The organism is Agromyces protaetiae (genome assembly GCF_030866785.1).
GTDB classification, from domain to species: Bacteria; Actinomycetota; Actinomycetes; order Actinomycetales; family Microbacteriaceae; genus Agromyces; species Agromyces silvae.
The window spans coordinates 2,799,532-2,821,069 of record NZ_CP133018.1 but is presented as its reverse complement, the minus strand read 5'-3'; the positions used below and the strand labels follow the sequence as shown (position 1 = coordinate 2,821,069).

Sequence of the window (21,538 nt, the reverse complement as noted above, 5' to 3'; positions counted from 1 at the left end):
GGGATGCGGCTTGTGAGCGGCCGGACCCGCGCCGAGGTGGAGGAACGGGAAACCGCCTAGCGATCGCGGACGCCGACCGTGAGCACCTCGCTGCTGCCGTCGAAGCACATGATCGTGTCCATCCAACCCAACGGGCCGTTGGTGTAGAGCATGCTCAGGCGCCTCGCCTCTTCGTGTACCGCGATGGGAGAGAACGCGGAACGATGATCAGCTTCGCGTGCAGCGGTGGAGACCCGCAGCAGGCACGCGGAGCCGGCTCGCAGCACGCCGCTCGTTGCTCCTGCGGCGATGCTCGATTCCATGGGGAGATCGTCGGGAAGCGGAATTTCCTCCGTGGGAAGTACATGTCGAAGCGTGACGATGAGCGTCCGCGGGTGATGCGAGTACAACTGGCGATACCACACCGCACGTGCGCCTTGTTTCAACGTCCGAGGCGCACGCGCCCATTGACCTTCAAGCTCGAACGCCGGTTCGTAGCCGATGGCGTTCACTGCTTCGTTCCTGGCGAAAGCTTCGATCACAGGCGCAGCCAGCGCGCCGTTGTGTGCCTCCGCTTCAGCGATCAGGAGGAAGGTTTCAATCTGACCGGGCAGACGCTTCTGCGCACTGATCACTGCCACAAGGCCGGCCGTGGGCTCGAGCTGTCGAGTCCAAAGGTCGCCGACGCCGATCTGGATCTCGCCACTCACACGTCGCAGGTTACGTCGTTGTAGGCGAAACTGCGAGCGACGCCGTAGTCGAGGCGACCACCGTCGTACCTCAGATGAACTGCGAGACGGTAACGACGTGGCGCGTAGGACAGGCACTGTTCGGTGCTGGTTGCCGTGGCGACGCGTGCATAGGTCCAACCGGAGTTCGCTGGCCCATCTCCTTCGGGTGCCCAAATGACGCACCATGGCTCGTTGCACGTGTTTGGGGGACTGCTCATCCGTTTGCCGCGATGTGCGAGATGGGAATGCGGTTCGCGAGCGGCAGGGACCGTACAAAGGCGTGAGTGCTCACGGGAGAACCGAGGACTGGTACGCCTGACCTGCCCCAGCGGCACTCGCGGCAGAGTCGCTCGTGCCATCGACGCTACACTCGTGACTGTCGACTGGTATCCGAATGCGAGGCCTGAGGAGCGGGCACAATGGCACCGGGCTGACTTCTGGATCGGCCGCGCGCGTGAGCCGGTCCGGCACCCGTCATGGCGGCCGGAGGGCGTCGTATAGCCCCGGACGGTGCCATCCCATCCCTGCGCGCGGTGAATCGTGCACGGGCCCTGGGGTACGAACTGTAGCTCGAGAGTCCGCCGGGTGCGGGCACTACACTGTCGTGGTCTTCGGAGGGGGCCGCATGTCCAAACCTATCGAGCTCTTGAACGCTTCAGATGCAGCGAAGGTCGAGCGAGCGGTCGCCCGGTGTGTTAAAAAGGGGAGAGATGTCGAGACATGGGATCTCGACCTGGTGAGCCTCGCGGGAAACGCCCCAATGGCCTCGGATGCGTTTCGAGTCGAGCGACCGGCGGGGTCTGGCTCGAGCTTGCCGAGAGTGGATCAGTACGTACAGCATGTGCTCGGGCGGGTCGGGCTCGAGCGCCGGGGCGCATGGGAGGCGGTTGATTCGCGTAGCTTCGCTGCGCCGGTAGGTATCCGTGACTTCGCATCGTAGGCACCTGCATTCGGACTGACTCGCATTCACAAGCACGCAACTTCCGCCTGCCAGAATGGAATCCGCGCGCGTACCCCCACGCGCGCAGGGGGGAAAGTTACATGCGAATCTCGGTGATCGGCTGCGGCTACTTGGGCGCGGTGCACGCGTCGGCGATGGCCGAGCTCGGCCATGAGGTCGTCGGCATCGATGTGGACGAGCGGAAGATCGCCCAGCTCGCCGCGGCGCAGCCGCCGTTCTTCGAGCCGGGCCTCCCCGAGATCCTCGCGACCGCCACCGCGAGCGGCCGGCTCCGGTTCAGCACGGACATTGCCGACGCAGCCGACGCCGAGGTGCACTTCATCGCGGTCGGCACGCCGCAGGCGCCCGGCGGTCACTCCGCCGATCTCAGGTACGTCGACGCGGCCTTCGAGGCGCTCGTCCCACACCTGAAGGACGGCGCGCTCATCGTCGGCAAGAGCACGGTTCCCGTCGGCACCGCGTCACGCCTCGCTACGCGCCTCGCCGGGGTCGCCCCGCACGCGTCGCTGGCCTGGAACCCCGAGTTCCTGCGCGAGGGATTCGCGGTGAAAGACACGCTCGAGCCTGACCGTCTCGTGTACGGCGTCGACAGTGACGACGCGACCGCGACGCTCGATCAGGTCTACCGCGCCGCGATCGAGGCCGGTACGCCCCGCGTGGTCACCGACTACGCGACCGCCGAACTCGTCAAGGTCGCCGCGAACGCGTTCCTCGCGACCAAGATCAGTTTCATCAACGCAATGAGCGAGATCGCGGATGTCTCGGGCGCCGACGTCACCGCGCTCGCCGACGCGATCGGGCACGATGTGCGCATCGGCCGGAAGTTCCTGAACGCGGGCGTCGGCTTCGGTGGCGGATGCCTCCCCAAGGACATTCGCGCGTTCACCGCCCGCGCCGAAGAGCTCGGCGTGGGGGAGTCCGTCGCCTTCCTGAAGGAAGTCGACCAGATCAACCTCCGTCAGCGGCAGCGGGTCGTCGACCTCGCGATCGAGGCACTCGGCGGGTCCGCGTACCGCAAGCGCGTCGCGGTGCTCGGCGTCACGTTCAAGCCCGACTCCGACGACGTGCGCGACTCGCCCGCGCTCGACGTCGCGGTGCAGCTGAAGGGGCTCGGCGCCGATGTCATCGCCACGGACCCCGAGGGCATCGAGAACGCCCGGGGGAGACATCCGCAGCTCGCCTACACCAGCTCGACCGAAGAGGCGCTCCAGGGCGCCGATCTCGTGGTGCTCGTGACCGAATGGCGCGAGTATCGCGCCCTCGACCCGGCCGCGACCGCGGCCCGCGTCGCGAGCCCGCGCATCATCGACGGCCGCAACGTGCTCGACCCCACCGCATGGCGTGCCGCAGGTTGGGAGTACCGCGGGCTCGGGCGGCCGTGACGTCGACTCGCTCCTGGCATCCGTGGCGGCTGGTCGCCGGTATTGCGCTGATCGTCGCCGGGCTGGCCGTGTATGCGTTCCGGTGGGTGCTGGAGGCGGAGTTTCCCGTGCTCGGGGAGTTCCCGTTCGTCACGATCGTGGCGCTCGGGTTGTTGCTCGGGGGAAGCGGGCTGCTCGTGGCTGCACGCTCGCGACCGTCATCGCCTGAAGACGAGGTCGGCGGGTAGGGCAGTCGGTGGGTGCCGACGTGTTCGATGAACGGCGAGCGAAGTATGCCGTCCGCGGTCGGACAGTGGCGAACGCCTCGACTCGTTCAAGACCTGAACGCGGCGCGTTGACCTGAGGCGGTCTCGATACGTTCGCTGGCGCTGCGACTCGACCAGCGAGGTGGGATTGCGCGTCGATCGCGCCCGGTGCGAAGCGAGACGGTTCCTCCACAGCTGGCACGGTTGGCACATTATCCACAGGTTAAAACCCAGGTCAGCGGATGTTTCATGGTGTGCGCCGATGTCGGTGGGTGGGGGCAGACTGGCTCGCATGAACACTTCGCCGTTGGGCCGGTTGCAGACCGAGGTGGGTGAGCTTGCCGCGGTATGGGCGCTCGCGCAGCCGGCCTTCGGCGCGCCGGCGGCGGAGGCCACGGGTGATCGGGCCTTCGAAGAGCTGAGTGGGCCCGGGCTGGTGCGGGTCCTCGAGCGCGCAGCCCGCGTGAAGCGCGCAGCGGAGGTATTCCTGGCCCATGCCGGTGACGAGGTGGCGAAGCGGTCCGCCGGTGAGTTCGGTGCTCAGGGGCTGGCGAAACAACACGGCCATTCGAGTCCGGCACGCCTCGTCGCGGCAGCGACCGGCGGCGGGCAGGGCGAAGCCGCCCGGTTGCTGTCGGTCGGCGCGGTGACGCGTACGCGTTCGTCGTTCACCGGGCAGGCGTTACCGGCGAAGTTCGAGCACGTCCGTGCAGGGCTCGACCAAGGCGGATTGAGTCTCGAGGCGGCCCAGCTGATCACCGGCATGCTGACCCGGGTCGAGATGCGTGTGAATCCGAACGTGCTGGGCGCGTACGAGCAGAAGCTCGTTGAGATGGCCGCTGGGCAGCCCCTGTCATTCGTCGCGCGGGCGGTAAAGAGCGCCGAGGCCAGGCTGGATCCTGACGGCCTGCTGCCGGCCGACGAGCGGATGCATCAGGAGCGGTCGCTGATCTTCAGGGAGGGCGCCGACGGAGTATTCCAGGTGCGGGGCCGGCTGGATCCGATGACCGCTGCCCCGATCAAGGCCGCACTCGGCGCGATGGTGAGCGATGCGCTGCGCCGCAGCGGGTCCGGCAGTTCCTCGAGGGCGAACGCCGTGATCGAGGACCGGCGGTCCATTCCGCAGATCCAGGCCGATGCGCTGGCCGAGCTCGCGCGGCACGCGCTGGGGTGTCAGGCGGCACCCGGATCGGTGCCGGCGACCACGATCGTGGTCCGGATGAGCCTCGACGCGTTGCGCGACGGCGTCGGCGTGGCCGAGATCGACGGCATCGACCGGCCCCTCGCGGCCGGCACCGTGCGCAAGCTCGCCGCGGACGCCGAACTCGTTCCGGCGGTGCTCGGCGGCGACAGCGTCCCGCTCGATCTCGGCCGCGGCACGCGGCTGTTCAGCCGATCGCAGCGATTGGCGTTGATGGAACGCGATGGCGGGTGCGCGTCGTGCGGAGCGAACATCACCTACGCTGAAGCACACCACATGGACTGGTGGAGCGCGGGAGGCCCGACCGATCTCGCCAACGGCGTGATGTTGTGCGCGAACTGTCACCACCAGATCCACGATCAAGGCTGGCAGGTGCACATCATCGGCAGAGACCGACGCGGGAGCGTCTGGTTCATCCCGCCCCCGCATCTCGACCCCGACCAAGTACCCCGGCTCGGAGGTCGAGCCCGCTTCGACCCCGACCCCGCGCTCGGATCCGCCGACCCCTCCCTTGAGGGTGCGGCCCGCGCTTGAGCCCAACGCATGCACACCATCGACGTATGGGTCGGCGGGTTTGCTCTCATCGACAGACGTCAACTGACATGACAGTAGTCATTGACAGGGACGCGAAGGGCCGGACACCCGAAGGGTGCCCGGCCCTGGACCGTGCGGTCGGAAGCGTCAGACCTGCTGACGCCGCCGGCGCATGACCAGCAGCGCGCCACCGCCGAGCAGCGCCAGGGCGGCCGCGACGATGCCGGCGAGGCCCGCGAGGTCCAGACCCGTGGCCGCGAGTCCGCCCGAGGCATCCGGAGCCTGACCAGCCGGCCCACCCGGCCCACCCGGCCCACCCGGCGTGCCCGGCCCACCCGGCGTGCCCGGCCCACCCGGCGTGCCGGGTCCACCCGGCCCGCTGGTGTCGGCGGGCACTGCGACTCCCGGCTCGGTGACCCACTTGGTGCCGTCGGCGTACTTCGTGATCGTGAACTCGTCGAACACCTCGCCGACCTCTTCCGTGACGGTCGCCCGGTCCTGCTTCAGCGCCACCACAGCCCGGTACCGGATGCGCTCCTCGGTCACGTCGATCACCTGATAGCCCTGCGTGTAGCCCGCGCGGGTCACCTGGCGGGCGCCGTTCTGCGTCCACACATTGTCGTCGGCGGCACTGAGCTCGTACATCTTCGGCCCCGACACCGAGACGGCGTACACCGGCCCGGTCGAGAGCCCGTCGACGTCGGTCTCGTTCTCGATGAGATGCCCGCGACCATAGCTGTGGTCGTGGCCGTTGAGCACGAGGTCGACGTCGTGCTCCTCGAGGATGGGCAGCCACGCGTTGCGCACGAGCGCGTTGTCGCGGCCGGCCGAGGTCGAGAACACCGGCTGGTGGAACGTCACGATCGACCAGTGGTGCGGGTTCTCGTCGAGCACGGTGCCGAGCCAGTCGCCCTGCATGCGCAGGAAGATCTCGATCGCCGACTCGCAACGCTCCAGCTCGCACGCGGGCACCACGTCCGGGATGAACTGCGCCACACCCGAACCCGGGTTGTCGTCGAGCGAGATCACACGCACGCCCTGGAAGTCGAGGTAGTAGGCCGACTCGACGAGGTGCGCGGCGATCTTCTCCTCGAACGCGCGCGTGTACGCGTCCTCGGCGGTCGCGACCGGGCCGTTGCGCGGCTGCTCGACGTGTGAACGGTACTGCGTGAGCGCCTGGTCGCCCGAGTACTCGTGGTTGCCCGGCGTCGTGATCGTCGGCACGGTCGCCGTGAACGGCTCCTGCGCCCGGAACCACTCGGCCCACTCGACATCGCGGTCGGAGTTGTTGATCAGGTCGCCCGCGTGCAGCGCGAACGCCGCCTCCGGCACGTCCTCGAACGCCATCTGCGCCACCGGCGTGAAGCCCTCGGTCAGGTTGTTCTGCGCGTCGCCGAACCCGAGGAAGGTGAACGCGCCGCCCTCGGCGGCGGTCGTGAAGGCGAACCAGTCGCTCCAGTGCTCGCCGGCGCCGACCCGGTACTCGTACTCGGTCGCCGCCGATAGGCCGTCGATCGTCGCCGAGTGCGCGCGCGAGGCGTACGCCCATGACGCGAACGTGATCGGGTCGCTCGTGACGGCGGCCACGCTGCGCGCGGCGCCGCCGGACTGCCGCACCTCGACCGCGCCGCTCCCGACGGCGGCATCGGTGCGCCAGGTCACGGCGACGGATGCCTCGGGCGTCTCGGTCGCGCTCAGGATCACGCGCGACGGGGTGGCCGTCGGGATCGCCCACGTGGTGTCCGGCTGCTCGCCCGGCTCCTGCGGGACGACCGGCTCGGCGAGGCTGCCGTCGCGGCCGGCCGCGACCGAGGCGACGACCACGCGCGCGAACTCGCCCGCGGCCTCGAACTCCATGCTGCCGAGGTACATCGTGGCGGCGCCGCTCGCGGTCGCCGCGAACGTCGTCTCGGCGCTCAGTACGATCTCGAGCGCGGTCGAGGCGCTGCCGCCGGCGATCGACGTGATCGGGGAGACGGTCGCCGTGACCGTGCTGGTGGCGGTGCCCGCGAGGTTGCCGCGCAGGCCGGGCGCCTGGTCGAACAGCTCCTCGCCGAACAGTGCGCCGATGAGGGCGTCCATGTCGGTCGCCTCGGTCTCGGTCGTGATAACGACCGGCTCGGTGCCGGCCGCGCCGACGTCGACCGGCTGGCCGAGCACGGTGAGGCCGTCTGCCGTCAGCTCGGCGCCGGCCGCGGCGTCGAGCGCGCGCGGCGCGGTCGCGCTCGCGCTGATCGCGTCGAGGCGCACGACCTCGTCGAGCCCGAAGACCGCGCCCGCGATGCCGTCCTCGGCGACCAGCGGCGCGCCGATCGACAGGCCTTCGGCCTCGACGGTCGCGCTCGCACCGGCGGCCTCGAGCTCGTTCGTCACGCCCAGTCGCAGGAACGACAGGCCGTCGAGCGGCTCTTCCTCCTCGACGAAACGCCCGGTCACGCCGGGGTCGGTCTCGGGCGTGCCGTGCTCGGCGTAGACGACGCGGTCATCGCCGCCGATCTCGGTCTGCTCGAGCTCGGCGTTGAACAGGTCGGCGAAGGCGCCGCCCGTGATCGATCCGGATGCGGGCACCTCGCGGTGCTCCACGACGACCGCGGACGACACCGCCTGCAGGTCGACGGCGGGCGCGGCATCCGCATCGAGCTCGTAGGCGCCCAGGTCCGCGACCAGCAGCGTTCCCGAGACGGATGCATCGATGGTGCCGATGACGCTCTGGATGTCGACGTCCCACTCGGCGTCAACGGTGAGGCGCAGCGCGGCGCCGGACACGGCGTCAGCCGGCCGCTCGGCGGTGACGGTGAGCTCGCCCGCGAGCAGCGCATCGGTGACGTACCCGGCATAGGCGGCGCCGTCTTCGGGGCCGACCAGCGAGCTCAGCACCGCGGCAGGATCGGTCACCGAGAACGGCGCCGTGCGCGTCGTGACCGGCACGCCGGACGCGGTGTCGACCGACTCGCCCAGGATCGTCAGCCCGGTGACCGTGCCGATCGGGTCGGCGCCCGTCGTGACCTCCGACGTCGCGGTGCCGACCGTGGCGAGCTCGCCGACGCCGGTGACGGCCGCGAGCTCGGGGAACAGGGCGGCGAGATCGAGGCTGACCCCGTCGATCGACGACGTCGCCGCGAAGCCGGCGGCGGTCGCCGTGGTGCGGGCGGTGGCGGGGCCGGCGGTGATCGCGCCGGACGTCGGCTCCCATTCGCCCGGGGTCTGGCAGTCCTCGAGGTCGTCGTCGCAGACCTCGCCGGCCACGGGGCCGGCGGGCGTGATCCGCTCGAGGGTCGCCTCGGCCTCGCCCGGAGCGGGGATCGGGGTGCCGACGCCGGGCACCGCGTGGCGAGCGTATGCGCCGATGCGCTCGTCGAGCTCGGGCGACAGCAGCTGCGCCACCTGGCCGGTCGTGATGCCGGTCGCGCGGAGCGCGGACTGCTCGGCGACGAGCGGCTTCGCGGCGACCGTTCCGGCGGGTGCCGCAGCCGCGGCTGTGCCGCCGGAGAGGGCCACCGCCGCGCCGAGGATCGTCGCGACGCCGAGCGCCGTTCCTCGCCGTATCACTGGACTCGCTCGGTGCGCTGGAGTGTCCGCCATGTCGTCTCCTCTGTCGGGGTCTGGGGGTGACCGACACGACCGTAGGGACGACGGGTGAACGTCGCGCGCCGCGAGATGAACGGAGAAGAACGCCCGTATTGCCGGACGGCGTTACCGGCCCGGACGCGGCGCCGGCTTCAGCAGGGCCGCCAGCCGATCGACCTGCGTCTCGTCCGCGAGCGCGGAGCCGACGGCGACCACCCGGACCCCGGCGTCGAGGAACGGCTGCGCATTCGAGGCATCCATGCCGCCCGTCGCGACGAACCGCACCTGCGGGAACGGGCCGCGCATGGCGGTGAACCAGCCGGTGCCGAGCACCGACGCCGGGAACGCCTTGAGCCACGTGAGGCCGTCGCGGAGCGCGAGCTGCACATCGGTCGCCGTGGCGACGCCGGGGAGCGGCGGCAGGCCCGCCGCGATCGAGGCGCCGACGATCTCGCGGTCGTACCCCGGGCTCACGGTGAACGCGGCGCCGGCCTCCTTCGCCTGGCGCACATGCTCGGGCGTGATGACGGTGCCCGCGCCGACCGCCTTGCCCTGCGCGCGGCCCGCGTCGGCGACGACGCGCAGCGCCTCGACATCGGCCGGGGTCTGGATCGGCAGCTCGACGGACGTGATCCCCAGATCCCAGGCCTTGTGGGCGAGCTCGAGGCTGCGCTCGGCGCCCAGGCCGCGCAGGATCACCATGAGCGGTGCCTCCGCGAAGAGCTCGTCGAATCCGGTGTTGCCGCTCATGCGTGTCCTCCATGGGTGCTGACGTCGATGAAGTCGCTGGTCGACTTCAGAACGAGTGCCGCTCGGTCGTGTCCCGCGCGGAGGCGGTCGATCGCAGGCGCCCCGCGCATCGCCGCGACGAGGTACCCCGCCGCGAAGGCGTCGCCGGCGCCGACGACCTCGACGACCTCGGTCGGCGTCGTCGGCGCGAACGTCTGGTCGGCGCCGTCGAACTCGGTGGCGCCGACGTCTCCGTCTTTGACGACGAGTCGCCTGGGCTCGGGGATGAGCGCGCGCACGTCTTCGGCGGTCTCGGTGCCCCACAGCGTCTGCGCCTCGTCGAGGCCGACGAGGACGAGGTCGGCACGCCGGCTGAGCTCGAGGAGCACTGGGGCGGCGTCCGAGACCTCCCACAGCGCCGGCCGGTAGTTCACGTCGAAGCTGAGCTGCGCGCCCGAGCCCGCCACCCGCTCGAAGACGGACTCGATGAGCTCGGCGCACGTCGCCGACAGCGACGGCGTGATGCCGGAGACGTGCACGAGGTCCGCTGACTCGAGGGGGACGTCGGCGATGCTCTCAGGTCCCATGCGCGACGCCGCGGAGCCGGCCCGGTAGTAGAGCACGCCCGCGCCGGGGTCTTTGAAGTAGACGCCGGTGGGCGCCGCGGCATCGGGGGCCACCCAGCGCAGGTCGAGCTTCGGGGCCCGGATGGCCCGCTTCAGACGCTCCCCGAGCGCGTCGGCGCCGACCGCGCCGACCCACGCGACGGGCACGCCGAGGTGCGCGACGTGGCGCGCCACGTTCAGCTCGGCGCCGGCGACGTCGAGCCGGAAGGTCTCGGCCGCCACCAGGGGCTCGGCGTGGGTCGGCGTCACGAGCATCATCGCCTCGCCGATCGCGATCAGCCGCGGAGGGGGCGCATCATCCATGAGACGACTCTGCCTGAGCATGTGCAGTGAGCGCAAATGACGTTGCATCTATTGCAACCACTGCTGAACCGGGCGTAGCGTGTGGTTCGAGGAGGGCCGCCCCAATGTCGCAGAGCGTCACGCGCGCCGCACGGATCATCGACTCCGTCGCGGCCGAACCGAAGACGGTCATCGAGCTCGCCACCGAGTTCGACCTGCACCGGTCGACCATGTTCCGCGAGCTCCAGGCGCTCGAACAGGTGGGCTACGTGCGCCGCCGTCGCAACGGCACCTATGCGCTGGGATTCCGCCTCATCTCGCTGTCGCAGACCGCGCTCGACACGATCGACCTGCGCGAGGCGGCCGGGGCGCACGTCCGGCGCCTGCACAAGGCCGTGGGCAACACCGTGCACGTCGCCGCGCTCATGGAGCACAGCATCATCTACGTGGACAAGGTCGAAGACGCCGGCGGGGTCCGCATGTACTCGCGTGTCGGGGCCGCGGTGCGGCCGTACTGCAGCGCGGTCGGCAAGGCGATCCTCGCCGACCTCGACGAGGCGGCCCGCGACCGCGTGCTCGCCGGCGCCGACTGGGTCAAGCACACCGAGGCCACGATCCTCACGCGCGCCGCGCTCGACGCCGAACTGGATCGCATCAGCGAGCAGGGCTGGGCGGCCGACGACGGCGAACACGAGGACTTCGTGAACTGCATCGCCGTGCCGGTGCGCAGCTCGGCCGGCATCGTCGGGGCGCTCTCGGTCACTGCCATCCGCATGGTCGAGGATCTCAACCGGCTCACGACCTATCTGCCGGTACTGCAGCAGACTGCCGCGCAGATCTCGCGCGAGCTCGGGTAGGGGCGGGCGGGTCCCGCGCGCGGTGCGCGCGCCGGGCGGGCGGGTCCCGCGCGGTGCGCGCGCCGGGCGGGCGCGTCGCGCGCGCCTCAGGAGCCGAGCGCGAGCACCACCAGGCAGACCGCGCCGGCCGCGAGCAGCGCGAGCAGCGCGAGCTTCAGCCGGAGGTAGCGGGCGGGCTCGAGCACTTGGCGGCGGCGGGAGCGAGAGCGAGCGCGGGTGAGCGAGGACGGAGGCACGCAGGCAACGGTATGCACCGCGCTGGGCGAGCACATCACCCCAAAACGGGGGATGATCTCCGTTTTTATGGCTCACCTCGGCGCCGACGCCGTTGCCACCTCTGTCAGGGTACGCCGGCGTGCCCGCGCGAGCGCCAGGCGTGGCGGATTCTACTCACGCGCACCCGGCGCCGAGATGATCGACATCGGCCGAGGCGTGTGATCGTCGATGATCGCCCTGTTGACCGGAGCAATGCATACCATATACTGCAATTTCATGAAGTGGCAGTCGAAGGTTGCTCACTCGGCCGACGTCGGCCGGCTGCCGCGCCGGGCCGCAATGGTCGTTTTAGCGACCGCGTTGTCCGGCACGCTACTCGCGGAGGTCGCGACCGAACCGTCGTGGGCGGGCTCGGCGCACACATCCGAACCCGCGGCGCTCGGCGGGTTCGCCCTCGGCGACGGGCTCGAGGGCCTGGTCGATCCCGGCGCCGGCGCGTTCTCGTTCACGCTGCCGGCCGCCGGATTGGCCGTGAGCTGGGATTCCCGGGCGAGCGGCGTCGATCGCGCGGGACTCGGCGGCGGCTGGTCCATCGCCGGGGTCGCGCACGTGAGCACCCAGGGCGGCGTGCAGGTCACGCCGGCGTCGGGCGGCGTCTACGCGGCGGATGCGACCGCGCCGAGCGGTCTCGCCGGCTACCTGCCCCGCGATCTGGTGTTCGCGCAGCACCCGAAGACGGTGCCGGCCCGCGCCGACGGGCAGCGCGGCGAGCAGGCGGCCGCCTTCGAGCTCTTGGAGCTCGGCGGCGTGCGCACCTACTTCAGTGCGGCGGGCGACCCGGTGGTCAGGTTCGACGCGAACGGCAATCGCGCTGACTGGGAGTGGCGGCCAGGCCATCGGTTGGTGCGGGCGATCGACCACACCGGCCTCGTGAGCGCGCTCGACTGGTCCGACCCGGGTCGGGTCGAGGTGACCACCGGTGCTGGGCATGCCTGGGCGGTGACCGCGACGCTCGAGCTCGACGGCGGTCGCCTGGTGACGGTGACGGATGCCTCAGGCGGTCGAGTGCACGTCGGGTACACGGGTACCGGGCTGGTCGAACGGCTCAGCGCGGGCTCGGGTGCGAACACCGAGGTCACGTGGCAGCGGCTCGATGACGGCCGCAGCGCGGTCGACCGCGTGCGCGTCGTCGACGCGTCGACCGGCGCCGAGCTGTCGGCTCGGCGGTGGGAGGCGCGTGCCGGTTCGGCCTCCGGGTGGCCGAGCCTCGGCGAGGCGGCGGGCGCGACACTCCGCGACGACACCGCCGATGGATACCTGACCACGGTGACCGACGGCTCGACGTCGATCGGCACGGCGTTCGACGCGGCGCACCGGGTGCTCGAGCGTGACATGACGGTGACCGCGCGAGGCGGCGCGCTGGTCGTGCAGCGGCAGACCTACACGTATCCGGAACGGGATGGCGGCGGCGAGATGCCCGCGCAGTCGGGCCAGCCGACCGAGGCGACCGTGACGCACTTCGACGCGAGCGGCGCGCAGCGCACCGAGCGGGTGACGTTCGCGTCCGACGAGCTGGGTCGCGTGACGCTCGCGCTGGACGGCACCCGGTACACGTACGACGCGACCAACCAGCCCGTCACCGAGACCACCCCCGACGGGGTCACGATCCGCACCGGCTACTGGGCCAGCGGCCAACGCGCCACCCACACCCAAGACGACACCACCGCGGCGACGGTGTTCCACTGGGACGGCACCACCCTCCTCAACGACACGCACACCAGCCCCGAGGCATCCGGCACCGCCGCCTACCTGCTCGGTGTCGGCCGGCATGCCCGCACCCTCGGCAGCCCAGCGTCGACCGTGTTCTCCGAGGCCGACTTCCACGGCAACGTCACCGAGCTGACCGGCCCCGACGCGAACGTGACGACCAGCTACGACTACACCGACTACGGCGCCACCACGACGAGGCAGCACACCGACGACGAGCCCGACGCCGGACCGCTGGTCGGCGACGCGCACCGCAACCCGTTCCAATACGCGGGTGAGTACACCAACCCCACCGGCACCCAACACCTGCAGGTCCGCACCTACGACCCCACGACCATGCGGCTGACCAGCGTCGACCCCGAACCGCAGCACAACCGCTACCACTACGCCGCGCTCAACCCCATCACGCTCGCCGACCCCACGGGCCGCATCTCCGACCTCCCGGCCTGGGCCTACGCCGTGCTCGCGGGCATCGGTCTCGGACTGTCGCTGGTGGGTGTGGCCGTGGCCGGGCTCGGGGTCGCCGCGGCCGTAGCGACGGCCGCGCCCACGATCGGGGCCAAGGTGGGGCTGTTCTCCACGATCGCGGCCGCGACCGTCGATCTCGGCGTGACCGCACTGACCACCGCCCACCACTACAAACCCGACTTCCTCAATACCGACGTCGCATTCGGGCTCGGCGTCGCCGGCGCGATGGTGGGTGTCTTGACCGCGGTCGCGGGCTTCGGCGTGCGCGCCATGAACCGGCTCGAGATCGACGCATACGTCGAGGAGGGGGCCGGTCCGGCGTTGGCGAGCTACATCATCGCCAAGGAGAAGCGGATCGCGAAGCAGGCGCAAGCGGCCTACGCGGAATTCGGTCTGCACTACGACGTGAACGCGATTCGACAGAACCTGCATGTCAACGTGAAGGCCGCTTCGATGGCGCCCAAGTACTCGAGCGACCTGTCCTCCGAACAGGCCTGGGACGCGCACGCACACCACACGGTGCTCAATGAGCTTCTGGAGGACGTGCCAACGCGACGAGGAAGCTTCGCCGACGTCGACGAGACCTTCGCGACGAAGCTTCGCCCGCTCGAGAACGCCGAACGATACGCGCCCTACGTGTTCCCTGGAACGATCCAACCAATGCTCAGCAAGCAGCGGAAGGTGTATCGACCGGAATTCTTCAAGGCCCACCCGAACGGGTACACCGCACGAATGTGGCTCTTGGACCCCGAGAAGAACCTGGCCTATTCCGACCGCTACGGGTATCTCAAACGCGTGTTCCCGAAGAATCGCAGTGGCGGGCTCCACAGCCACAGCGCACCCACACTGCCGACGAAAAACGAGCCTGTCGTGCTCGAGGTGATCAACGAAGAGCTCTGACCCTGGGCGGCGACGACACCCGGACACGCGAAAAGCCCCTCCGCGAGGAGGGGCTTTTCATGCAATCACATTGGTCGGGGTGACAGGATTTGAACCTGCGACCTCTTCGTCCCGAACGAAGCGCGCTACCAAGCTGCGCCACACCCCGGTGGCCCGAAGGCCCCGGCCCGGAGGCCTCAACAAGAATAGCCCATAAACCGCGGTGCTCCCGACCACGTCGGCCCGAGGCATCCGCCCGGGTGGTCAGCCCGCTAGGGCGCCGGAACCAGCGTGAGCAGCGTCGCCTCGGGCGGGCATGCGAAGCGCACCGGCGCGAAGATGGACGTGCCGAGGCCGGCCGACACGTTGAGGAACGCGGACCGCAGGCCGTGCTGCCAGACGCTGAGCCCCTGCACCTGGTCGCGCGGGATGTCGCAGTTCGTGACCAGCGCACCGAAGCCGGGCACGCACACCTGTCCACCGTGCGTGTGACCCGCGAGCATGAGCTGCGCGCCGTGATTCAGGAACGAGTTCAGCACGCGCTGATAGGGCGCGTGCGCGACCCCGATGGTGACGGTCGGTCGCTTGTCGGCGACGGATGCCTCGTCGAGCCACGACTCGTCGCCCAGCGGATCGTTCGCTCGCAACTCGTCAATGGCGGCCGTGATGAGGTCGAGCCGGTCGTAGCCCTTGTGCGGGTCGTCGACGCCGAAGAACTCGAGGCGCGTGCCGTTGATCGTGAGTGCGGCGGCGGCATTGTCGAGGTCGATCCAGCCGAGCTCGTCGAAGTACGCGTGCAGCGCGTCGATGTCGAGCTTCTTCGACCGCGGCACATGGCCCGAAGGGCCGCCGAAGTAGAGGAACGGGTTCTTCAGCACGGGGCCGAAGTAGTCGTTGGAGCCGTTCACGAAGACGCCGGGCACGCCCTCGAACCGGTCGAATGCGCGACGGATGCCATCGAGCCCGCGCTCATGGCCGAGATTGTCCCCGGTGTCCACGATGAGGTCGGGCTGCAGGTCGGCGAGGGCGCGCACCCACTCCTGCTTGCTGCGCTGCCAGGGCGCCATGTGCAGATCGGAGAGGTGCAGCACCCGGATCGGCTCGGCACCTGCCGGCAGCACCGGCACCTCGACCTCGCGCAGGGTCCAACGGGTGCGCTCGATGAACGAACCGTACGCGAACGCGGCAGCCCCCGCCGCGCCGATCGCGATCGCGATCCGCGCGACGGGGGAGAAGCTACCGGTGCTCAATCGCCGCCGTTACCGTTCTGACCGCCGCCGAACGTGACCGTGACGGCCGTGTCGCGGCGCACCGGCGTGTTCGGAGCGGGATCCTGTGCGGTGACGACCTGATTGCCCTGGCCGTTGCCCTGCAGCCTCAGACCGGCCTGACCGAGCGCGGCGTTCGCCTGCTGCTGCGTCATTCCGGTGAGGTCCGGCACCGTGGTGCCCTGGCCGTTACTGGTGAACACGCGGATCAACGCGCCGCGGCCCGCCTGACCGCTCGGGTCGGTGCCCGAGACGGTGCCGGCCGGCTGGCTCGAGTCCTGCTGGCCGCCGTCTTCGACCTGGAAGCCGGCCTCTTCGAGCGCCTGCTTCGCGGCGTCGAACGAGAGTCCGGTGACCTGCGGGATGTCGACCAGCACCTGACGGAACGCCGTCGAGTCGGGCTCGGTGAAGGCGTCGCCACCGTACTTGGTGTCGGCGAGCTCCATGATCGAGCTCCACATGCGGTGACGTGCCGTGGCGGCGGCCCCGCTGTCGAACGAGAGGCTTCGCAGGTTCGCATCGCCGACGACGTTGCCCACCCAGACCGCGGTCGCGACCTTGGTGCTGGAGCCGATCATCCACGTGTCCTTGGCGCCGTCGGTCGTGCCCGTCTTACCGATGTGGTCGATGCCCGTGCCCGTGTTCGACGCCGTCGCCGTGCCGCCACCCGAGAAGGTCTGCTGCATGGCGTACGCCATCGCGTGCGAGACCTCTGGCGTCACCGACTGCGTGCACGACGACTGCGGCGGCTGGATCTCGGTGCCGTCGGCCTTCACGATGCGGTCGATCACGATCGGCGTGCAGGTCATGCCGTTGTTCGCGATGCCCGCGAACGCCGCGGCCATCGTCACCGGGGCGACCTCCTGCGTGCCGAGCACGTCAGAGGGGTTCATCTGCAGCTCGTTGCCGTCGGCGCGGTGGATGCCGAACGCCTGAGCGGTTTGCTTGATGCCGCAGAGGTCGAGCTGCTGCGCCATGGCCATGAAGCTCGTGTTCACCGACCACGCGGTCGCGTTGACGGCGTTGTTGGCGATGCGGCCGTCGTCGTTGCGCGGGTTGTAGTTGCCCGTCCAGTTGCCGGTGCAGCTGTCGGTGAACGAGGTGAACGCGCGGCGTGAGCCGTTGAACGACTCGAGCAGCGAGTGCCCCTCGTTCAGCCACTCGGCGAGCGTGAACACCTTGTACGTCGAGCCGGGCTGCAGACCGCTCGAACCGCCGTTCTCGAAATCGGTGCTGTAGTTGACCGAGGTGTACTCGGGGCTCGTCGCCGCGACCTCGGGGTCGGCGGTGTAGTTCTTGTTCTGCGACATGGCGAGCACACGGCCCGTGCCGGGTTGCACGCTCACGGCGACCGAACCGACGTCGAAGCGGGGGTCGGAGAACGGCACGTTCTCGCGGATCGCGTTCTCGGTCTTGATCTGCAGATCGAGGTCGAGCGTGGTGAACACCTGCAGTCCGCCCTCATTGAGCAGGGCGAGGCCTTCGTTGACGTCTTCGGTTGCCGGGTCGTCGTAGTGGTTCAGGATCGTCGTACGCACGTAGTCGCAGAAGAAGGCGCTACCGCCAGCGGTCTGGCACCCGGTGCTCGGCGGCTGGATCACCGGCGCGACCGGGGTCGCGACCGCCCCGTCGTACTCCTCTTGCGTGATCTTGCCGTACTTCAGCATCTCGTTGAGGATGTAGTCGCGACGGGTCTTGTTCGCCGCGTACGGCACCGGTTCGCCGGCCTCGTTCACCGTGGCGGCCCCGTTCTCGGGGTCATCGGGCATGTCGAGGCGGAACTTCTCGGGATGGTTCACGATCGCGATGAGGCTTGCGGCCTCGGGCAGCGAGACATCCGCAGCGGGCTTGCTGAAGTAATACTGCGCCGCGGCCTCGATGCCGTACACGCGACCGCCGAAGGCGGCGATGTTCAGGTAGCCGAGGAGGATGTCGTCCTTCGAATACTTCTTCTCGAGGGCGATCGCGTAGCGCATCTCTTTCAGCTTGCGCTCGGGGGTGACCGCGGTCGCCTCGTCATACGCGAGCTGCTTCTCTTCTTCGGTCTGCGCCTCGCGCACGCCGTTGTTGATGAGCACGTTCTTCACGTACTGCTGCGTGATCGACGACCCACCCTGGGTGGAGCCGCCGATGACGTACTCGGTCAGGAAGCCTCGCATGGTGCCCTGGATGTCGACGCCGCCGTGCTCGTAGAAGCGCGGGTCCTCACCCGCGATCGCGCTGTCTTTCACGTACTGGCTGATGCGGTCCCACGGGACGGCTTCGCGGTTCTCACTGAAGAAGGACGCGAGGTGGACCGGCGACCCGTCGGAGTTGGTCGCGTAGATGTCGGTCTTCTCGGAGAGTTCACTGATGTCGAGGTAGCCGGGCAGGTTCTCGAACATGGTGATGCTGTTGCTCGCGGCCATGCCGGTGACGGCAAGGGCCGGCGTCACCGCGGCGGTGACGAGCACGCCGGCGAGAGCGCTCATGCCGACGAAGCCGAAGAAGCCCGTCGCGGCAGCACTCATCGAACGTTTCTGGGCAGACATAGGATGGAGCCTAACGGAGAAGGCTGAGGAAACCCGTGAAGCGGGTGGGGGCCGAAATCCCGCGCCGACACGCCGTTTCCTGCCGGAATCGTCCGATTCCAGCGCGACACTTCTGTCGCTCCGACGCACCGCCCGAGACGAGGGAGCCCATGCAGGCCTGGGAGTACATCACCACCCCACTGCTCATCCACAACACCGCCGCGATCCTCAACAACTGGGGCTCGGAGGGGTGGGAGCTCGTGCAGATCGTGCAGGGCCCCGAGGGTGGGCTCGTCGCCTACCTGAAGCGCCCGGTCGGCGGCGAGTCGTCGACCGCCGCTGCCGCGGGTGCCGCGGCAGCGGCGCAGGCCGCCAAGCAGTTCGAGGGGGAGCAGTGAGCGCGGGCGGCGGCGCGGGCGGCTCGTTCGAGTCGCGCCTCGCTGAGCTCGGCATCGAGCTGCCCCAGGTGGCGGCGCCGGTTGCCGCGTACGTGCCGACGGTCGCGACCGGCTCCTACGTCTATACGTCAGGCCAGCTGCCGTTCGTCTCGGGCGCGCTGCCCGCGACCGGCAAGGTCGGCGACGGCCATGGTCTCGTGCCCGCCGACGACGCGAAGGAGTACGCCCGCACCGCGGTGCTCAACGCGCTCGCGGCGATCCGCGCCGAGATCGGCTCGCTCGATCGGATCACGCGGGTCGTGAAGGTCGTCGGCTTCGTCGCCTCCGACCCGGCGTTCACGGGCCAGCCCGGCGTCATCAACGGCGCTTCGGAGCTGCTCGGTGAGATCTTCGGCGACACCGGCCGGCACGCGCGCAGCGCGGTCGGCGTCGCGGTGCTCCCGCTCGACGCCCCGGTCGAGGTCGAGCTCGTCGTCGAGTTCGCCTAGCGGCTCGCGCACCGCTCACCCCACCGGATGCCTCGGCGAGCTGCTGCTCGCCGAGGCATCCGTTGTCAAGCAGCGCGGGCGCCCGAGCCTCGTCCTTCCGGCACGGAACGCTGCTCACGCGCACCCTCGGCGAGCGTCCATGTGCCCAAGCATCGAGGGAATGTGCGGAAAACGCGTATGCAAGTTCCCCCTCATCGAATGAGGGGGAACTGGCATACGGCATTTGAGGCGCTTCGAGCTCTGTCGTCCTCTGGTGAGCTGAGGGGTCCAATGGGGCGTCACACGCAACGCACACCGGCGTGAACGACGGATGCCTCGGCGAGCTGCTGCTCGCCGAGGCATCCGATCGTTCGTGGCATCCGCCACCTGAGGCTGAGGCTACCGGACCTGCTCGGTGATCGCCGTCATGACCGAGGTGTCGGCGAGCGTCGTGGTGTCGCCCACCTGGCGACCCTCGGCGAGGTCGCGCAGCAGGCGCCGCATGATCTTGCCGCTGCGCGTCTTGGGCAGTTCGTTCACGATGAAGACCTGACGCGGGCGGGCGATCGCGCCGATCTGCGCCGCGACGTGGCGGCGCAGCTCGTCGGATGCCTCGCTCGGGTCGCTGACCCGGGCGGCCTGGCTGGACTTCAGGATGACGAAGGCGACGACCGCCTGCCCGGTGGTCTCGTCGGCGGCGCCGACGACCGCGGCCTCAGCGGTCCAGGGGTGGGCGACGAGCGACGACTCGATCTCCGCCGTCGACAGGCGGTGGCCCGAGACGTTCATGACGTCGTCGACACGGCCGAGCAGCCAGATGTCGCCGTCTTCGTCGCGACGGGCGCCGTCGCCGGCGAAGTACTTGTCGCCGAACTTCTCCCAGTAGGTCTCCTTGAAGCGCTCGGGGTCGCCCCAGATGCCACGCAGCATCGACGGCCACGGCTCGGTGATGACCAGCAGGCCGCCGCCCTCGCCCTCGACGTGCTCGCCCTCATCGGTGAGGATGTCGACGTTCACGCCCGGGATCGGCACCTGCGCGCTGCCGGGCTTGAGGTCGGTCACGCCGGGCAGGGCGGAGATCATGATCGCGCCGGTCTCGGTCTGCCACCACGTGTCGACCACCGGGATCGACCCGCCGCCGATGACATGGCGGTACCAGATCCACGCCTCTGGGTTGATGGGTTCGCCGACCGAGCCGAGCAGCCGCAGCGACCGCAGGTTGAACTCGTGCGGGATCTGCCGGCCGGCCTTCATGAAGGAACGGATCGCGGTCGGCGCGGTGTACAGGATCGTCACCTTGTACTTCTCGACGAGCTCCCACCACCGGCCGGGGTGCGGCGTGTCGGGTGTGCCCTCGTACAGCACCTGCGTGGCGCCGTTCGCGAGCGGACCGTAGACGACGTAGGAGTGGCCCGTGATCCAGCCGACGTCGGCGGTGCACCAGTAGACGTCGGTCTCGGGGTGCAGGTCGAACACGTTCTTATGGGTGAACGCGGTCTGCGTCAGGTAGCCGGCGCTCGTGTGCAGGATGCCCTTGGGCTTGCCCGTCGTGCCGCTCGTGTACAGGATGAACAGCGGGTTCTCGGCGTTGAAGCCCTGTGCCTCGTGCTCGTTGCTCGCCGTCGCGACGGTGTCGTGCCACCACCGGTCGCGGCCGTCGGTCCAGGCGATGTCGTTCTCACCGCGCTTGACGACGAGCACGTTGCGCACCGTCTTGCCCTCGCTCTTCTCGAGCGCGTCGTCGACGACCGGCTTGAGCGGGAACACCTTGCCTTTGCGGTAGCCGCCGTCGGCCGTGATGACGAGGGAGGCCTCGGCGTCGTCGATGCGGCTCGCGAGGCTGTCGGCGCTGAAGCCGCCGAAGACGACCGAGTGGATCGCGCCGATGCGCGCGACCGCGAGCATCGACACGACGGCCTCGGGGATCATCGGCAGGTAGATGGCGACCCGGTCGCCCTCGCCGATGCCGAGGTCGGTCAGCACGTTGGCGGCGCGCTTGACCTCGTCGGTGAGCTCGGCGTAGGTGATGTCGCGGGAGTCGCCGGGCTCACCCTCCCAGTGGATCGCGACACGGTCGCCGAGACCGCGCTCGACGTGCCGGTCGAGGCAGTTCGCCGCGACGTTGAGCTCGCCGTCGTGGAACCACTTCGCGAACGGCGGGTTCGACCAGTCGAGCGTCTGGGTGAAGGGCTTCGTCCAGGTGAGGAGGGAGCGCGCCTGGTCGGCCCAGAACCCGAGCCGGTCGGCGGATGCCTCGTCGTAGAGCTGCTCGCCGGCCACCGCCTGGGCGGCGAACTCTGGGCTCGGGCGGAACCGCCTGATCTCTTCGAGGGCGTGATCGATCTGAACGTTCATCGTGGTCCGGTCGCTCCTTCGCGCGTATGGATCAATTGGGTTCGCCTGCCCATGAGCACTGTAGCGCTGTCGCCCGACATCACCCATTCGAGGTCGTCGCGCGGCGACGCGAGGCT

15 protein-coding genes and 1 tRNA gene are annotated in these 21,538 nt (G+C 69.7%); 7 read left to right on the top strand and 9 right to left on the bottom strand.

Annotated features, from left to right (window positions below; genetic code table 11):
• Positions 1 to 56: 56 nt before the first annotated feature.
• Positions 57 to 689 (bottom strand): hypothetical protein, encoded by a 633-nt coding sequence (locus QU602_RS12980; protein WP_308796882.1) that lies wholly within the window; start codon positions 687 to 689, stop codon positions 57 to 59.
• 1,062 nt (positions 690 to 1,751) lie between these two features.
• On the opposite strand from QU602_RS12980, the gene QU602_RS12975 reads away from it, so the two are divergent.
• From QU602_RS12975 to QU602_RS12965, 3 genes are all read left to right on the top strand, one after another.
• Positions 1,752 to 3,053 carry a UDP-glucose dehydrogenase family protein gene (locus QU602_RS12975; RefSeq protein WP_308796881.1) on the top strand — a complete coding sequence of 434 codons (1,302 nt, stop codon included), beginning with the start codon at positions 1,752 to 1,754 and terminating at the stop codon, positions 3,051 to 3,053.
• A complete protein-coding gene (locus QU602_RS12970) occupies positions 3,050 to 3,280 on the top strand; it encodes a hypothetical protein (protein WP_308796880.1) in 231 nt (76 codons plus the stop codon). Before QU602_RS12975 ends, QU602_RS12970 begins: the two co-directional genes overlap by 4 nt.
• A 310-nt stretch (positions 3,281 to 3,590) precedes the next feature.
• Complete coding sequence (locus QU602_RS12965) at positions 3,591 to 5,033, top strand: HNH endonuclease (RefSeq protein ID WP_308796879.1); 1,443 nt, start codon at positions 3,591 to 3,593, stop codon at positions 5,031 to 5,033.
• 147 nt (positions 5,034 to 5,180) lie between these two features.
• Here the strand turns inward: QU602_RS12965 and QU602_RS12960 are convergent, their stop codons facing one another.
• The 3 genes from QU602_RS12960 to QU602_RS12950 all read right to left on the bottom strand — a co-directional run bounded on the left by QU602_RS12960 (position 5,181) and on the right by QU602_RS12950 (position 10,258).
• The gene (locus QU602_RS12960; RefSeq protein WP_308796878.1) at positions 5,181 to 8,582 is read right to left on the bottom strand and encodes a fibronectin type III domain-containing protein; all 3,402 of its coding nucleotides are present in this window, start codon (positions 8,580 to 8,582) and stop codon (positions 5,181 to 5,183) included.
• A 144-nt stretch (positions 8,583 to 8,726) separates the two neighbouring features.
• Entirely contained in the window at positions 8,727 to 9,350 is a 624-nt protein-coding gene (locus QU602_RS12955) for a bifunctional 4-hydroxy-2-oxoglutarate aldolase/2-dehydro-3-deoxy-phosphogluconate aldolase (RefSeq protein ID WP_308796877.1), read from the bottom strand.
• Positions 9,347 to 10,258 (bottom strand): sugar kinase, encoded by a 912-nt coding sequence (locus QU602_RS12950; RefSeq protein ID WP_308796876.1) that lies wholly within the window; start codon positions 10,256 to 10,258, stop codon positions 9,347 to 9,349. Before QU602_RS12950 ends, QU602_RS12955 begins: the two co-directional genes overlap by 4 nt.
• A 104-nt stretch (positions 10,259 to 10,362) precedes the next feature.
• Between QU602_RS12950 and QU602_RS12945 the strand changes: the two genes are divergently transcribed.
• Positions 10,363 to 11,094, top strand: a complete 732-nt coding sequence (locus tag QU602_RS12945) for an IclR family transcriptional regulator (protein WP_308796875.1) — start codon at positions 10,363 to 10,365, stop codon at positions 11,092 to 11,094.
• Positions 11,095 to 11,180: 86 nt separating this feature from the next.
• Here the strand turns inward: QU602_RS12945 and QU602_RS12940 are convergent, their stop codons facing one another.
• The gene (locus tag QU602_RS12940) at positions 11,181 to 11,330 is read right to left on the bottom strand and encodes a hypothetical protein (protein ID WP_308796874.1); all 150 of its coding nucleotides are present in this window, start codon (positions 11,328 to 11,330) and stop codon (positions 11,181 to 11,183) included.
• Between the two features lie 256 nt (positions 11,331 to 11,586).
• Between QU602_RS12940 and QU602_RS12935 the strand changes: the two genes are divergently transcribed.
• Positions 11,587 to 14,445, top strand: coding sequence for an RHS repeat domain-containing protein (locus tag QU602_RS12935; RefSeq protein WP_308796873.1), 2,859 nt, complete (start codon positions 11,587 to 11,589; stop codon positions 14,443 to 14,445).
• A 71-nt stretch (positions 14,446 to 14,516) separates the two neighbouring features.
• On the opposite strand, the gene QU602_RS12930 is transcribed toward QU602_RS12935, so the two are convergent.
• From QU602_RS12930 to QU602_RS12920, 3 genes are all read right to left on the bottom strand, one after another.
• Positions 14,517 to 14,593 (bottom strand) — tRNA-Pro (locus QU602_RS12930).
• A 103-nt stretch (positions 14,594 to 14,696) separates the two neighbouring features.
• Entirely contained in the window at positions 14,697 to 15,674 is a 978-nt protein-coding gene (locus tag QU602_RS12925) for a metallophosphoesterase (protein WP_308796872.1), read from the bottom strand.
• Complete coding sequence (locus QU602_RS12920; RefSeq protein ID WP_308796871.1) at positions 15,671 to 18,223, bottom strand: transglycosylase domain-containing protein; 2,553 nt, start codon at positions 18,221 to 18,223, stop codon at positions 15,671 to 15,673. Before QU602_RS12920 ends, QU602_RS12925 begins: the two co-directional genes overlap by 4 nt.
• A 149-nt stretch (positions 18,224 to 18,372) precedes the next feature.
• Between QU602_RS12920 and QU602_RS12915 the strand changes: the two genes are divergently transcribed.
• Positions 18,373 to 18,600 carry a hypothetical protein gene (locus QU602_RS12915; protein ID WP_308796870.1) on the top strand — a complete coding sequence of 76 codons (228 nt, stop codon included), beginning with the start codon at positions 18,373 to 18,375 and terminating at the stop codon, positions 18,598 to 18,600.
• Positions 18,597 to 19,088, top strand: a complete 492-nt coding sequence (locus QU602_RS12910) for a RidA family protein (protein WP_308796869.1) — start codon at positions 18,597 to 18,599, stop codon at positions 19,086 to 19,088. Before QU602_RS12915 ends, QU602_RS12910 begins: the two co-directional genes overlap by 4 nt.
• 378 nt (positions 19,089 to 19,466) lie before the next feature.
• Here QU602_RS12910 and acs read toward each other — a convergent pair whose 3' ends face one another.
• Positions 19,467 to 21,422: an acetate--CoA ligase gene (gene acs / locus QU602_RS12905; RefSeq protein ID WP_308796868.1), complete on the bottom strand. Its 1,956-nt coding sequence runs from the start codon at positions 21,420 to 21,422 to the stop codon at positions 19,467 to 19,469.
• Positions 21,423 to 21,538: the final 116 nt, after the last annotated feature.